Below are 15307 nucleotides of genomic sequence, written 5' to 3' on the forward strand. Positions count from 1 at the left end.
CAGCCGCTACTCAGCCGTTGGGTAATACCACGCATAACCAAAATGGTAGCGATCCGGATCTCTCCCGTAATAATAGGGAAGGCCAATATCCTGTTGCGCCGGCAATTGAATTGCCTTTCCGAATTTTGCTTCAAACCATTGTTTCAGCTCATCCGGCATGGACGATTGCTGTCCATTTCGCTCGTTCCAGACCAGCAGGATGGGGCTTCCCCCCATAGCCTGACGACTAAGGTCTGATGCGGAATATTCTGTGGAGATCACGGGTGTGTTTGGCATGTTGACACGGATATTACCTGCCTTGTGCCATGTCGTCGTCACAACGGCCAAGGGCTGTTTTCCTTCTGCCCCAATAACTTCGTTCAGGAAGGTCGCATAGGGCGTGTTCAAATGCCCATAGGAATGAAAGAACCGTGCAAGAAGGATGTCTGCCGCAATTATGATGGGCAGAGCCACCATCAAAGTGAGGGGTATAAAGAGAAATTTCTTCAACTCGGCCTCGCTTTGGCTCCCCGCGGCGTCGAGCTTCAGACAGAAATAGAGCGGCAGCAGAAACAGAAATGGGAGAAGCCAGCGATCACGAAATTCGGTGAGCGTCACAATGAAGATCAACGCCACCAAGATAATCGCGGTGCTTGCGAGTATCCTTCCGATGAAATCGCTCCATTCGCTTCTGGCGCGCAGCGATCGCAGGAAAGCTTGGCGAAAAACCAGGAGGAAGATCAAGGTCGTGGGGATGGCGATCTCCACGGTCGTTTTGACCAAATCGGCAATTCCGTGGGCGATATCGGATAGCTTCCCGCCAGCCCCTTGTTCCGACATGGTATTGACCGTGGTGGTCAGGACCAGATCCATATTGGATACCATCCACACTGCGTGTGGCAGTACAACCAGAACGGAAATGGCCAGCGTCACCAGGACACGGATATCAAGAATCCGCTTGCGTCCCTCGGGGTGACAGAGGGCTGCGACAAAGACGCTCATCACGACGAGAGCGAAGTTGTACTTCGTCAGCATTCCAAGCCCGGCCCACAGACCGATCATCGCATAGGAGATGAGGGTAGGTCGACGAATGGTTGTCACCACGAAATAGATGAGCATGACAACCGCAAGCAGCGTCAGCACCGTATGGGTGAGGTCCCTTTGTGCCTGCCAGAATATCTGCGGCATCGTCAGGAGAGACAGCGTTCCGACCGCCGCCAGCTTTTTATCAACCACGAGTAGGCGCAGCAATTTATGGTAGCTGGCATAGACGAGAAAGAGCAGGAGGTTCTTCAAAATGACGAAGGATGCGACGCTCATGCCGAAGACATGGAAGACGCCGTATTGAAGCCAATTGTAGAGAGGCGGCTGGGCGTCGTATCCCCAGGCAAGCCATTGTCCTACAAAAAACTGCTGGGCTTCATCGATCCGTAGCGAGCCGGAGATAAAGATGCGAATGGCGGCCTGGACTACGAAGTATGCAGCCAGAGCCCAGGGCACCCATCCAAAATCGGAGGATACCTGGTTACCGCTAATGGATGCTTCCTCTTCGAATGCGTCGATAGCGTTGCCATTCTGCAGAGGCTTCATCCCGATCTCCCGCATTTACCAATATCGTCACCCGGGCAATGTCACAGATGTTGCCGGTGCGCAACGCTTTCCGTGTCACAGTCTCACCAAGACTTGGCTCAGACGGCGGATAAATATGCCTTAGATGATCATGATTCCCCGGTGTTTGGCCATATGTCCCGGCTCTGTATGAGCTGTGATGGCTGCCTTCAAGCGTTGCAGGAGCGCCAAAAGGGGGTATCTCAAACTGACGTCGCCCGTCGCGAGAAACTCGCAAGAAATCGGCAATACCGTCGTGCGTTGAGCAAAATACGTCCTTCGGGAGAATTACGTCACTTCCGGATGCCCGAACAATTCGCCTTCTTCCGACATCGCTGCAGTAATTTTGCACACGTGCTCAATTTTGTCATGCCGCGGTTATGTTTGCCCCCTAGAGCGGACTGGTTACGTTTTCGCGGGTTTTCAACGCGGCCATCAATATCAGTGATGACGCGTCAAAGAGGCCACACACCGCTCTTCCGGAGAGATGAAGAAAATGACCATTTTGCGGACTCTGAAATCCATCACTGTCGCGGCCGCTATTCTGGCCTCGACTTCCGTATTCGCATTCTCCAAGGACGTTTCCATCAGCGTATGGGCCGGCGGCACCGGTCCGAACGATGTCTATCGCCTCGACGCCATCGAGATCGCAGCCCAGCAGCTGCAGCGCCAGGCCGCTCTCAGGGGGCAAGACCTGAAGATCACCGTCGAGAAGAAGGCCTATTCCGGCTGGGATGACTTCAAGCAGGCGCTGACCCTTGCCGCCGAAGCTAAGACCGCCCCGAACATCGTCGTCAGCGGCCATGAGGACATTGCGCCCTGGTCCCAGGCCGGCCTCATCGTTCCGATCGAGAATTACGTCGACCTCGACGCTTGGCCGCTCAACGGCATCTACGAGAACCTGCTGCAGATTGCCTCCTACAACGGCACCGTCTACGGCATCCCGCAGGACGCCGAATCCCGCCCGATGTTCTTCTGGAAGCCGTATATGAAGGCGATCGGCTATAGCGATGCCGATCTGGACGCACTGCCGCAGAGCGTCAAGGACGGCAAGTACACCATGAAGAACCTGCTCGAAGACGCCAAGAAGATGCAGGACAAGGGCCTTGTCCAGCCAGGCTACGGCTTCTATCCACGCAACAGCAACGGCCCGGATTACTGGCAGTTCTACACCAGCTTCGGTGGCACGATGGAACAAGACGGCAAACTCGTCTTCGACAAAGCTGCCATGACCCGCACCTATCAGTTCTTCGCCGATGCCGTGAAGGCGGGCGTCACCAAGAAGAACCATATCGGCATGCCGAGTGACCAATGGTGGAAGGAGGTCGCCACGGGCAAGGCCGGTACATGGGACGGCGGCACCTGGCACTATGCCCGCCTCGTCAACCAGGAAGGTCTCAAGGACTTCTTCGGCAACGTGATCTTCACGCTGATCCCGGCAGGCGAGGGCGGCAAGGCCAACACACTGACCCATCCTCTCGTCTACCTCCTGACCGCCGGTCACGACAAGGAGGACACCGATATCGCCGCTCAGCTGATCACGATTGCGTCCGAGCCGCGCATCAATGCGCTGCATGCGGTCAAATCCGCTCACCTCGGCATTTCTCAGGCTGAATCCCAGGTCGATTTCTACTCGGCCGACCGCTGGACCCGTGAAGCTACCGAGCGCCTGCTGCCGCATGCCAGTGCAATGCCGAACAATTCCGATTTCGGCACCTATTGGAACATCATGTGGAAGAATCTTCAGGCATCCTGGACCGGTGACAAGACCGTCGACGCGGCTATCGGCGATGCCGAGAGCGAGCTGAAAAGCACGCTCGGTGGCAAGATCGTCATCCGCTAGGATCGAAGCACTCTTCCGGGCGGCGGCGACCCGCTGCCCGGTCGGTCGGCGAGGAGGCTTCCATGAAATCGTCCAGAACACTCGGACTGGTAATGATCGCGCCCGCGGCGATCATGATCGTTCTCTTCTTCCTGCTGCCGGTCGTTCTGACGGCGGTCTTCTCGATGACCAACATGACGACCGCGACGGGCATTTCCGGCGGCGTCTACCAGATCGCGCCCAATTCGCTGATCACGCTGAAATCGGCGATGCCCAACATCGCCGCCGAAATGGCCGAGCCGCGCTATACGATAGACGAGGTGGGCCTCAAGGCCGTGGAACGGCTGGGCCTTGCGCCTGGCATTGCTGCGGAATTGCGAGCCAAACACACCGGCGAGGTCTTCCCCAAGCGCCGCGACGCTGAGCGCATGATCAAGGATCTTGCCGAACGGCCTTCGACACGTGATGTCAAGCAAATTTCCGAACAGTTCAACCGCTCTGTCCTCAACACGCGCTTCGACAGCAAGGAGCAGCTCTTTTCAGCCCTGGATAGTCTAGGGCTTGAGCTGGCGCCGGAACTGAAGGAAACCGTCGCCAAGGCCACCTATACCGGCTGGACCTGGACGACCGACAACTTTTCGCGCATGGCCAACTCGCCCGATATGGCGCGCGTATTGCTGAATACCGCGCTCTATGTCGCGCTGGTGCTAATGCTCTTCAACGTCGGTTATGCGCTGCTGCTCGCGATCTGGACACATTACATGCCGGCGAGGCCGGCCTCGATCTTCCGCGGCATCTGGCTCCTGCCGCGCATCACCCCGGTCGTCATCTATGTGATGCTGTGGAAATGGCTCGCCTGGGATACCGGCTTCATCTCGATCCTGATGGGCAAGTTCGGCTATCCCCCGAAGAACTACCTGCTCGACAGCGCCTACAATGCCTGGTTTTTCGTTGTGCTGATCAACGGCTTCATCGGCGCCTCGATGGGCATGCTGGTCTTCTCCTCGGCGATGAAGGCCATTCCGAAGAGCCAGTTTTATGCGAGCGAAGTCGACGGCGCGTCGCGCTGGCAGCAGATCCGCTACATCATCCTGCCGCAGATGCGCTGGCCGATCCTCTTCGTCACCTGCTACCAGACGCTTTCGCTGCTTGCCTCCTTCAATGAAACCCTGCTCGCCACCAATGGCGGACCGGGAAACGCGACCGAAATCTGGGCGCTCGCCGCCTATCACACCGCGCTCAAGAACTATGCCGGCAACCTCGAATACGGGCTGGGTGCCGCCATGGCACTGGTGCTCGTCGTCATCGGCGTGACTTTGTCGCTTCTCTATCTGCGCGTCTTCAACTACGGCACGCTTGTCGCCAAGCCCCTGATCGAGGATTGACCATGGTCGAACGATCGCAGCCCCCGGTAAATTACCGCAGCTGGCCCGTCATATCGGTGCTCACCATCGCGAGCCTGCCGCTGCTCTTGATGTATGTCTATCTTTTCCTCGACACCGTGACGGTGAAGCAGGCGGACGCGCTGCTGCCCTCCGGTTTCACACTCCAGCATTGGCGCTTCCTATGGCAGACGACGGAGGGCAAGGCGAACATCTGGCAGGTGACGGCGAATACGCTGCTCTTTTCGGCCTGCACCACCAGTCTCGTCCTCATCGTCTCGTCGATGGCGGGCTACGTGCTGTCGCGGCTGAATGTGCCGGCACGTGGCTTTTTCCTTGCAGGCGTCATGGTGCTGCATGCCTTTCCGTCGGTGACGCTGATCATCGCCATCTTCATCGTGTTGCAGGTGATCGGGCTCTATAATTCGCTGATCGGCGTCATCCTGGTAAAGGCGGCGATCGATCTGCCGCTCGGCATCTGGCTGATGAAAGGCTTCTACGACACCGTGCCCTGGGAGATCGAAATGGCTGGCGTCGTCGACGGCGCTTCGCGCTTTAGGGTGTGGCGCAGTCTCGTGCTGCCGCAGGTCCAGCCCGGTATCATGGCGCTCGGCCTGTTTTCCTTCCTCTCCGGCTGGGGCGAATTCATCCTGCCGCAGGTGCTGGCGCCAGGCAACCAGGTGCAGGTGCTTTCGGTTTATCTCGCGGACTTCCTCGCCGACGACAACAATTATGATTTCTACATGTTCAAGGCAGTCGGCGTCTTCTACCTCGTGCCGGTGCTGCTCGTTTACGCACTCTTCAACAAATACCTCATGAACATCTATGGCAGCGGGAGCAAAGGCTGATGCGCATCCTCCTCGACAATTTTTCGAAGAGCTTCGGCTCCACCAAAATCATCGAGAACATGCGGCTCGAAGTCGGTAGCGGCGAGATGCTGGCGCTGCTCGGCCCCTCCGGCTGCGGCAAGTCAACGACGCTTTTCGCTATCTGCGGCATTCACCGCCCAACCGGCGGGCGCATCCTTTTCGGCGACCGCGACGTCACCGATCTGCCAAGCCAGGTCCGCAATGTCGGCGTCGTCTTCCAGTCCTATGCCCTTTATCCACACATGACGGTTGCCGAAAATATCGGCTTTCCCTTGAAGGTGAAGGGGGTGCCGGCTGCCGAAATCCGCAAGGAGGTCGACCGCATCGCAGCGCTCGTCCAGATCGGCAACCTGATGGGCCGGCGACCGGCCGAGCTTTCCGGCGGCCAGCAGCAGCGCGTGGCGCTCGCGCGTGCGCTGATCCGCAAGCCAGACGTGCTGCTGCTTGACGAACCGCTCGCCAATCTCGATGCCAAGCTGCGCCTCGAAATGCGCTCGGAAATCCGCCGCCTGCAGCGCGAGACCGGCATCACCGCCATCCTCGTCACCCATGACCAGGTGGAGGCGATGAGCATGTGCGACCGCATCGCCATCATGAAGGAAGGCGAGATCGTCCAGATCGCCACGCCGGCGGAGATGTACAATGATCCGAAGACAGCTTTCGTTGCCGGGTTCCTCGGCAATCCGCCGATCACCTTCCTGCGCGGCGTCATGGACAAGGGCGCCTTTGTCGTCCCCGAAAGCGAGATTCGCGTGCCCCTGCCTGCTGCCGTCGACGCTTCCGAAGGCACGAAGCTGATGCTCGGCGTGCGGCCGGAGCATTTCACCCCGACGGGCGACGTCGCCGTATCTGGCAAGATCACCTTTGCCGAAACTCAAGGCCGTGAGAACCTGTATGACGTGCTTCTCGCTGGCGGGCCGCTACTGCGCTCGATCCAGCCGGTGCGCAACGACATTCACGTCGGCGACGATGTCCGCTGGGCGATCGACAGCCGCTGCATCCTTGTCTTCGACGAAAATGGCAGGCGGCTCTGATGGCCCGCGATTTCTCGGCGTTCTTTGCGCGTTACAGCTGGCCCTCTGGCAAGGGGCGGATTCCCTTCTGCATCGGCCATCGCGGCGCTAGCGGCCACGAGCGCGAGAATACGATCGCCGCCTTCCGCCGGGCTGCTGAACTCGGCGCGGAAATGTGGGAACTCGATACGCAATTGACCAAAGACGGCGTGGTCGTGGTTTCGCATGACGACCACCTCGACCGCGTCTTCGGCATTGACCGCCGCATTTCCGAAATGACGGCTGCCGAACTCGCCGCCCTCGAAGGCGTCGACGTGCCGAGCTTTTTGGAAGTCGCCGCTCTCGCTCGCGAGACCGGAACTGGTCTCTATGTCGAACTCAAGGCGCCTGGAACCGGCATGCTCTGTTGGCAGCATCTTGCCGGGATCAACCAGCGCTTCGCCTGTCTCGGCTCCTTCGATATCGCACAGGTGCGCGAACTCAGCGACGCGGGCTGTGATTTTCCGCTTTCCGTGCTGGTCCGTGTCGGCCATGATCCGCATAGTCTCGGCGACGAGGCCGGCGCGGATATCCTGCATCTTTGCTGGGAGGGGGCTGGCGAGCGTCCGCAGGACCTGGTGACCGACGCGCTGATGCGCCGCGCCTTCGACGCGGGCCGCGAGATCGTGCTTTGGCACGAGGAGCGGCCAGCCATTCTCGATGACATCATGAAGCTGCCGGTCCTTGGCATCTGCACGGATCTGCCCGATCTGATGCGGCCTCCGGCGATGAGGGAAAAAGCAGTTGGCAGACAAGGATAAGGGGCCGCGCAAGGTAACGTCCTTCGACGTGGCGCGTGTGGCCGGCGTCTCGCGTGCCGCCGTTTCACGCGCTTTCACGCCGGATGCCAGCGTCTCGCCGAAGACGCGAGAGAAGGTCTATCAGGCTGCCAAGGAACTCGGCTATCGCGTGAACTATCTTGCACGGAGCCTGACCAACAAACGCTCCGATCTCGTCGGCCTCGTCGCCGCCGGCCTCGACAATCCGTTCCGTACGCTGCAGATCGAGCATCTGGCAAAGGCGTTGCTCGCCCGTAATTTCCGCCCCATCCTGCTGCCGACCTCTCAGGAGGCGGATACTTCGACTGTTATCGGCCAGCTGCTGCATTACGCCGTATCGGGTGTCATCGTCACCTCGGACGCGCCGCCGACCGAGATCTGCGAGCAGTGCGCGGCCGAAGGCGTGCCGATCGTGCTGATCAACAAGGGCAACGACATCCCCTTTGTCGACCGTATCATCTCGGATGACCGTATGGCCGGTCATCTGGCCGCCACCCATCTGATCGACAGTGGCGTGCGAAAACCCGCCGTGATGGCCGCACCCGCGATATCCTATACGGCGCGGCGGCGCAGCGAGGCGTTCATCGCGTGCTGCGAGCAGCTCGGTGCCGAGGCGCAACTTCTGCAAATCAAGGTCAACGACTACCAGAGCGGCTATGATGCGGCGGGTGAACTTGCCGCATCCGGCATCGACGGGCTGTTTTGCGCCAACGATTACATGGCCTGCGGCGTGATCGACCGCCTCATGCATGGCCGCGGCCGCAACGATGCTCCACCGCTGCGCGTTATCGGCCATGACGACATTCCGCAGGCGAGTTGGTCCGCCTACGACCTCACGACCATCCGCCAGCCCTGCGACTTCCAGGCCGAACAGACCGTCGATCTGTTGATGAGCCGGATGGCCGAACCGGACCTGACGGCACGGGTCGAACTCACGCCGGTGACGCTGATAAAAAGAAGGACTGCTTGATGAATTCCGCATTCGACGCCGCCGCCATCCGCGCGCGGGCGGAGGTCGCGATCACTGTTGCCCTCGAGGTCGGACGGGAGACCGCCCGGTTTCGGTTAACCCGTCATCCGCTGGCGCCAGGCGCGCTCGGTCGCCAGTGCCTCATCGGTGGTGATCTGGTCTGGTTTCAGCGCCATCAGCGCCGAGAAATTCGTCCACTCCTCTTCGCTGAAACCAGCCTCCGGATCTCTCAGGGTGAAGGTCCAGGCATCGACGCGTTTGCCCTCGTCACGGCAGAGACCGATCATATCCAGGCCTTCCTTGGCGGCATTGAGGATCAGCGACCAGTGGAGATAGATTGTGTCAGGTTCGGTTGGGCCGCGCAGGTCGGCGCGTAATTCCATCTCGACAGCCTTCCAACCGCCGACTTTCCTAATGTCGTAAAGCTTATCGGACGGATCGATGCCGCGCAGCACCTCGGGAAGCTTCTCCTTGACCGCGACGATGAGGTCGAGGCTGCCACCGCTGATGATCACCGCGGCAGCGATATCTCGGAAATTCTCGGCAAGATGCCGTATGCCGCGCGCGCCGATCGCTTCAAAGTCGTCCTTCATATCGAATTGCAGCAATGCGGCCGGATGCGTCGATTGCATCATGGCAGCGAGATCCTCGCTGAGGATCAGCGGCCGCCCTCCGTCCTGCATCCTAATATCGCTTAGGTCGGTAATGCTCTTCCCGGCGATCGGTCCGTGTCCTGTTGTCTCACCTTCGAGCTGCTTATCATGCAGCACGACGAAGCCGCCATCGCCGCGCACACGCATATCGAGCTCCATCGAGGCGCCGACGGTAAAACCCTCCGCCATCACCTCGGCAGAAAACAGTGGATCGGAAAACCGCTTGCGTAGGCGGTGCCATTTCAAGCGAGTGCGATGCCCCTCGTGCAAAATCTCCAGGCCCTGCGCATCCTGCAATCTCGTCATCTCCAGCAACTCTCCATGATGCCACTCTCCTGGCTTGACGAGCCGTGATTATCAAGGGTCGGAGGCGGCTTTCATCGACGGGATGGCCGGCCTGTCTGAGGTGCGCGTCGGCTGTAGTTCAACCGCAATGCGGCTGAAATCAGCCCAGCGGGCGACAAAGCTGGGCCTACGGGCGTCCCAAAAGCCGTTCTCTTAGGCGTCGAATGACGTCAGGCCGGAGGCCTGCCGCGGCGAGATAATCCGCCGCAGAATGGTAGTCCTTTTCTATGAAGGCGATCGTCGCGGCCATGGTCGCGGGATCGCAGGCAAGCAGTGGGCGGAATTTCTCGATGTCGGCACCCCGCGCGAGGGCGCTGGCAAGTATGTCGTCGATCAACGGCTCGATCAGACGGCCGGTGAGCGAATAATCTTCGAGAATGCTTGCCGTATCGACGCCGGCGTTTGCAAGCAGCAGGGCGGCGATGATGCCGGTGCGGTCCTTGCCCGCCGTGCAATGGAAGAGCACGACATTGTCACCTGCCTCGGCAATCAGCGTCAATACGGTGCATATGGCTTCTTGGCGTTCCCGCAGGGCTTGGACATAGAGATCGAGCAGCGTGTCGGTGTCGGGTCTGTAAGGGGGCGCCAGCGTATCGAACAGCGAGATATTGTGATAGCGCACTGCCTCGTTGCGACTGAACGGATTGGGCTGATGCGTGAGCTCCGTCGCATTGCGCAGGTCGATCACGACCCTCACGCCTTCCCCGATCAGGGTCGCCATTCCTTCCTTATCCAGGCGGTGCAGCCCGTCGGAGCGAAGGATCCGTCGCCAGAGCGTGGTCGTCGTGCCGGCGGAATAACCCCCGAGATCGCGAAGGTTGTAGGTGCCCTTGATGGGCAGGTGACGCATAGCATGGAGGTCCATCAGCGTATTCCCGATTTCATGAAGGAAGAAACGACCTGCCGCTGCAGTACAATATAGAGGATGAAAACCGGCAGGCTAGCCATAGTGGAAGCGGCCATCAGCGGCCCCCATTGTGTGCCTTCCGAGCTCATGAACATCTGAATGCCGATCTGGATCACACTGTTTTCCGGTGTGCGGGAGAGGAGAAGCGGCCAGAAATATTCATTCCATGTCGAAATGAAGATGAGGATGGCAAGCGACGCGATCGTGCCGCGCAGATTGGGTGTGATCACCTCCCAAAGAGTGCGCCAGCTGCCGGCACCGTCCATCCGCGCCGCCTCCAGCACCTCGTTCGGAAAGCTGCGCATCGCCTGCAGGAGGAGAAGTACGGCGAGCGCCGAGGCGAAATGCGGCAGGATCAAAGCGGTCACGCTGTCGAGCAGGCCGAGATTGGCGACAATCAGGTAGTTCGGGATCATCACGACCTGCAGCGGCACCAGCCAGGTAAGCGCGATGAGGATATGGACGATCTTGTCGCCACGAAAGCGCCAGCGTGCGAAGGCATAGGCCGCCAGCAACCCGGTGAGGAGCTGGATAACGGTGACGACCGCCGACACGATCAATGTGTTTATCAGCATGCGCCCGATCGGGATGGCGCCGAGCGCATAGACATAATTGTCCAGCGAAGCCGCGGTCGGCCAAAGGCTTTGTTCGAAGACGCGATTGGCCGGCCGCAGCGATGTTATGATCATCCAATAAACGGGGAACAGGCAAAGGAACGACAGGACGATCATAATCGCGTGGCCGGCGGTCTTCTCGGCTCCAAGGATGAGACTGCGGCGCTTGCGCATGCTCGGCCGGGTGAGGACATCAGTTGTCATAGAAGGAAAACCTGTCGATCAGTCGGAACAATAGATATGCCAGGATGCTGAAGCCGATGAAGAGGACGACGGCGGCCGCCGAACTCCAGCCGACCGAAAGGCTGGAGAAGCCAAAATCCCAGAGAAGATAATAGATGTTGGTCGTCGCCCCGAGCGGCCCCCCGCCGGTGAGCACATTGATGTAGGAAAAGCTCCACTGCGCGCCGAGCAGGATGGTCATCATCACCAGAAACAGGACGGTCGAGCTGAGGAGCGGCAACCGGATGTCGCGGATAATATCCCATCGACTGGCACCATCCACGCGGGCCGCCTCGATCAAGGAGGGATTGATATTGGCGTTTGCTGCAGAAAGGATCAGCGTCGAAAAGCCGATTAGCTTCCAGCCAGTTAGCACAATGATCGTCCAGATGGCGATCTTCGGGTCTTGAAGGAAACGTGGTGCGAAAATTCCCATGGCCTTAAGGGTCATGGACACCATGCCGTGACCAGGGTCGAGCAACCAGCGCCACAACACCGCCGCGACGACAGGGGCAACGATCATCGGCACGAAGATCATCGCCCGGTAGATGGTGCGCGAGCGCGCCGGCAGATCGGCGGTGAAGATGGCAATCGCCAGCGGCAGCAGGACGGCGATAGGAAGCAGGCCGACGACGTAGATTCCGGTATTGCGCAAGGCCTGCCAGAACTTCGGCAGAGAGAAGATATTGATATAGTTGGTCCAGCCGATAAAGGTCACCGGCGAGGTCGCCAGCATGTTCCATTCGTAGAAGCTCAACCGGAAGGCATCGATCAGCGGCCAGTAGATCCAAAGGACAAAGGTCGCAATCGCAGGCGACAGATAGAGCCATGGCAGATAGCCGCGCCGGCGAGCCTGCCGATGGGACCTGCTCGCTGCGACCGGCGATGGGGTGGAGGCGGTTATGGTGGTCATGGCGTGGTTGTCTGCCCCATCGCTGCTAGTCTCTCGGTGCGGGTCGAAGATATTGCTTGGGCTGGAGTGACCTCCTCCTGCCGACAGGCGGGAAGAGGCCGCTATCGGCTCAGTTGGAGTTCTTCGGCATCAGTGCCTGGGCAGTGTCCTGGGCCGTCTTCATTGCCTGAGCGGGATCGCCGCCACCGAATACGGCCTGTTCGGCGCCATCCATCATCGCCTTGGCAATCTGGCGATAGTTGGGGCCGGGGAAGGATTCCCAGGGTTCCAGCACGTCCAGCTGCTTCAGGTTAGGCTGGACGAGCGGATGCTCCTTGACCCAGTTACCGAGATATTGCGGATCGTTGACGATATCGGTGCGTAGCGGCAGATAGCCGATCTCGGAGGTGATGACCGTGTAAGCATGCTTGGACGTCATGAATTTCATGAGCTCCCAGGCAGCGCGCTGCTTGAGCGGATCAGGGCTCATGATGACCAATGCGCTACCGGAATTGTTCGGCCGCACCGGCTTGTCGCCGAAGCGGGGCATGGTCGTGGCGCGCAAGTCGAAATTGCCCGCGGCACCCTTAACGAGATAGGCCTGGATGGCGGAGGTCTGCAGATACATCCCAACCGTGCCAGCAGCCATCCCGTCCATTGCGGCATTGATGTCGAGGTTGGAATAGACGCCGGCAGTATAGAGGTCGTGCAGCATCGAGACCGCTTCCACGGCCGCTGGTGCGGCAAAGGTCAACTTTTTGCGATCGGCAGAGAGCACGTCGCCGTTGTTGGAGCGGATCAGCCCCTGAAACAGCCAGTCGCCCGCAGATGGTCCGAAGATGCCGGTGGCGAGACCATCCTGGCCGGTCTTGTCGACGATGGCCTTGGCTGCGACCTTTATCTCGGCCCAGGTTTGTGGCGGCTGGTCTGGATTGAGGCCCGCCTTGCGAAACAGGTCGGCATTGTAGAACAGGACCGGCGTGGAGAAAGTATAGGCGAGACCATAGGTCTTGCCGTTATAGACCCCAAGCTTCAGACCTTTCGGCGATATGCCCTCGAAATGAGCCGTAAGTTCCGGGGAGGGGACGGCGTCCTCAAGTGCGATAGCACCGAGATTGTTCACGAAGAAATCGAGGTCGGAGAACACCATCTGGGCGATGTCAGGCCCATGACCGGCGGCAACGTCGGCCTGGATGCGGGTGCTGATATCGGACGATGGAACACCAACGCCGTTGACCTTGATATTCGGATTGGCCGCTTCGAATTCGGTAATCAGCCGCTTGGTGGCTGCGGCGCCATTGCCGGTCGAGGCAAGGTTGTAGTTGTAGTAGTTGATGGTGACCGGTGTTTCCACCTTGGCCGGGATCTGGCCTGCAACCGCTGCCGATGCGAGCGTCGCAAAGGCGAAGCTCGCGCAAAGGAACATTCTGAGTTTCATCTTGGAAATCTCCCCGATCATTCAGCAGCGGCAAATGCCGCCTGCTCTTCATACTTCCTGAGGATTTCGGTCATGTCGGCGAAGGTGAAGCTGTGCAGTTCGCGCCGCTCGGAGGGCTGAGGCACGAAGGAAACCGTCAGGCCGGATGGACGCACGGTGCCGATTGCGAAGGATGCACCGGATAGCATGCGCAGGCCTTCATGCAGATAGAGCACGTCGGTGGCCGCATGCTGACCGATGCCGACGATCACCGGGATGCCGTACCAGTTGCTGACGCGGTCGAAATGGATGTGACCAGAGAGAATGCCGATGATGTTGCGACCTTCGAGAAGAGTGCGCAGCTTTTCGGAGTCGGCGATAGCAAGCGATTCCCACTCGAGATCCGGATTGGCGTCGAGCGCCGGAGCGTGATGCATGACAAGCAGCTTCGGCAGTTCGGGGTGGTTGGCAAGCTCGGCTTCGAGCCACGCAAATTGCGAGGCCTCGAAGCTGCCGCCGACCTTGAACGGATGGCTGGAATCCATGACGACGATGTGGACGCCGTCGATCACGGAGGCATGGTCGTAGGGCGCGCCGAGGTCCTCGGTGCGGTCGGTCATCGCCGCGTAGAAGCCATCGCGCTTGTCGTGGTTACCGAGTGCGTAAAGCACGGGAATACCGAGGTTGGCTTCACCCATGATGCGCTTCAATTCCTCATAGGAGCCGACATCGCCGCGATTGGTCAGGTCGCCGCTTGCGATGATGAAGCTTGGGCTTGGTGTCAGCCGTTTGACGTCGGAGAGGATGGCGACCAGCGTCTTCGATGTTTCCGAGTAGAGGTGATCGTCCTTTACCGTCGGGTCGGAGACATGCAGATCGGTGAGGTGAACAAAGGTGGTGTGTGCCGTCATGATGTCGGTTCCTGTGCGTCGTGCGCTTTCCGGTGGTTGTCTTGAAAGACGCTTGCCTGTTAGACGCCATATCGATACACAGGCGACATGACAGGTGAATGAAGGTTCATTCAGAATGGAATTAGATCCCGCCCGACGCGAACGCATCCTCGATGCCGCCGCCAAACTGATCGTTGCAAACGGTCTGCAATGTTCCATGGCAGCGATCGCGGATGCCGCCGGGGTGGCGACCGGCTCGATCTACAATTACTTCAAATCGAAGGACGATCTCATTCGCGGGGTCTATGCGCGGCTGGCTTCAACCGTCGCGGCGCATCTCATTCCTTCGCCTTCGGATCCAGACGGGCCGCGCGAGCGTATCATCCGCTACATATACGACTATATCGACTTTATCTGGCAGGATCGTCAGCGCGCACTCCTGTTCGAATATCTCTCCAACGTGCCGCTGATTTCGGGCGACGAACTGAATGCCATCTTCGATGAGGTGACACAGTACTCCGTTGGCCTGATGAGCGCGGCCAAAGCCGCCGGCCTGCTGCAGGATCTTCCGTCCTCGACGATGTCCGGTTATATCGGCGGCGGCATTCGCAACACATTGAAATGGCGTCGCTTCAATCCGGCCCCGCTGTCGGACAAGGAACGCGATGAAATCGCGCTTATGTCCTGGAATGCCATTGCAACCCTGACCGAGAGGGCGACGAATTCTCCTCTGAGCGATTGAGTTGAAGACTGTCGTGCGACTACCGCTTTGGAGGAGCGTGTCCTGAACGGGCTGTAATGGCCCAGCGTTGCATAGGCGCAAAGCAACGCTAGGAAGATAGTTTAAATAGTCTGTCTAACTATTTGATAGTTTTATTCTGTTAGGCGCTCTCTGCATGGCCAGTT

14 protein-coding genes and 1 pseudogene are annotated in these 15307 nt (G+C 59.2%); 8 read left to right on the forward strand and 7 right to left on the reverse strand.

Going from position 1 to position 15307, the window contains the following annotated elements; translation table 11 throughout:
• Positions 1-6: 6 nt before the first annotated feature.
• Positions 7-1569, reverse strand: coding sequence for a glycosyltransferase family 39 protein (locus tag GA0061102_RS18525; protein ID WP_092851913.1), 1563 nt, complete (start codon positions 1567-1569; stop codon positions 7-9).
• Positions 1570-2083: 514 nt separating this feature from the next.
• On the opposite strand from GA0061102_RS18525, the gene GA0061102_RS18530 reads away from it, so the two are divergent.
• From GA0061102_RS18530 to GA0061102_RS32650, 7 genes and pseudogenes are all read left to right on the forward strand, one after another.
• Positions 2084-3430: a type 2 periplasmic-binding domain-containing protein gene (locus tag GA0061102_RS18530; RefSeq protein ID WP_092852010.1), complete on the forward strand. Its 1347-nt coding sequence runs from the start codon at positions 2084-2086 to the stop codon at positions 3428-3430.
• Between the two features lie 62 nt (positions 3431-3492).
• Positions 3493-4794: a carbohydrate ABC transporter permease gene (locus tag GA0061102_RS18535; RefSeq protein ID WP_092851915.1), complete on the forward strand. Its 1302-nt coding sequence runs from the start codon at positions 3493-3495 to the stop codon at positions 4792-4794.
• A 2-nt stretch (positions 4795-4796) separates the two neighbouring features.
• Positions 4797-5639, forward strand: a complete 843-nt coding sequence (locus tag GA0061102_RS18540) for a carbohydrate ABC transporter permease (RefSeq protein WP_092851917.1) — start codon at positions 4797-4799, stop codon at positions 5637-5639.
• On the forward strand, positions 5639-6694 hold the full coding sequence (locus GA0061102_RS18545) for an ABC transporter ATP-binding protein (protein ID WP_092851919.1): 1056 nt from the start codon (positions 5639-5641) through the stop codon (positions 6692-6694). Before GA0061102_RS18540 ends, GA0061102_RS18545 begins: the two co-directional genes overlap by 1 nt.
• Positions 6694-7473, forward strand: a complete 780-nt coding sequence (locus tag GA0061102_RS18550; protein WP_092851921.1) for a glycerophosphodiester phosphodiesterase — start codon at positions 6694-6696, stop codon at positions 7471-7473. Before GA0061102_RS18545 ends, GA0061102_RS18550 begins: the two co-directional genes overlap by 1 nt.
• Positions 7457-8461 (forward strand): LacI family DNA-binding transcriptional regulator, encoded by a 1005-nt coding sequence (locus tag GA0061102_RS18555; protein WP_092851923.1) that lies wholly within the window; start codon positions 7457-7459, stop codon positions 8459-8461. Before GA0061102_RS18550 ends, GA0061102_RS18555 begins: the two co-directional genes overlap by 17 nt.
• Positions 8461-8571, forward strand: a pseudogene (locus GA0061102_RS32650) (inositol monophosphatase family protein); the annotation flags it as partial. The gene GA0061102_RS18555 and the pseudogene GA0061102_RS32650, both read left to right, overlap by 1 nt.
• On the opposite strand, the gene GA0061102_RS18560 reads toward GA0061102_RS32650, so the two are convergent.
• The 6 genes from GA0061102_RS18560 to GA0061102_RS18585 form a co-directional block, all read right to left on the reverse strand.
• Positions 8557-9420 carry a glycerophosphodiester phosphodiesterase gene (locus tag GA0061102_RS18560; protein WP_092851927.1) on the reverse strand — a complete coding sequence of 288 codons (864 nt, stop codon included), beginning with the start codon at positions 9418-9420 and terminating at the stop codon, positions 8557-8559. The pseudogene GA0061102_RS32650 and the gene GA0061102_RS18560 overlap by 15 nt on opposite strands.
• A 166-nt stretch (positions 9421-9586) precedes the next feature.
• On the reverse strand, positions 9587-10324 hold the full coding sequence (locus tag GA0061102_RS18565) for a tyrosine-protein phosphatase (protein ID WP_092851929.1): 738 nt from the start codon (positions 10322-10324) through the stop codon (positions 9587-9589).
• Complete coding sequence (locus tag GA0061102_RS18570) at positions 10324-11184, reverse strand: carbohydrate ABC transporter permease (RefSeq protein WP_092851931.1); 861 nt, start codon at positions 11182-11184, stop codon at positions 10324-10326. Before GA0061102_RS18570 ends, GA0061102_RS18565 begins: the two co-directional genes overlap by 1 nt.
• On the reverse strand, positions 11174-12115 hold the full coding sequence (locus GA0061102_RS18575; RefSeq protein WP_092851933.1) for a carbohydrate ABC transporter permease: 942 nt from the start codon (positions 12113-12115) through the stop codon (positions 11174-11176). Before GA0061102_RS18575 ends, GA0061102_RS18570 begins: the two co-directional genes overlap by 11 nt.
• 109 nt (positions 12116-12224) lie before the next feature.
• A complete protein-coding gene (locus GA0061102_RS18580) occupies positions 12225-13532 on the reverse strand; it encodes an ABC transporter substrate-binding protein (protein WP_092852012.1) in 1308 nt (435 codons plus the stop codon).
• 17 nt (positions 13533-13549) lie between these two features.
• The gene (locus GA0061102_RS18585) at positions 13550-14422 is read right to left on the reverse strand and encodes a metallophosphoesterase (protein ID WP_092851937.1); all 873 of its coding nucleotides are present in this window, start codon (positions 14420-14422) and stop codon (positions 13550-13552) included.
• A 115-nt stretch (positions 14423-14537) separates the two neighbouring features.
• On the opposite strand from GA0061102_RS18585, the gene GA0061102_RS18590 reads away from it, so the two are divergent.
• Positions 14538-15143 carry a TetR/AcrR family transcriptional regulator gene (locus tag GA0061102_RS18590; RefSeq protein WP_092851941.1) on the forward strand — a complete coding sequence of 202 codons (606 nt, stop codon included), beginning with the start codon at positions 14538-14540 and terminating at the stop codon, positions 15141-15143.
• The last annotated feature ends 164 nt before the right edge of the window (positions 15144-15307 follow it).

Source organism: Martinezella miluonensis (genome assembly GCF_900094545.1).
GTDB lineage: Bacteria > Pseudomonadota > Alphaproteobacteria > Rhizobiales > Rhizobiaceae > Rhizobium > Rhizobium miluonense.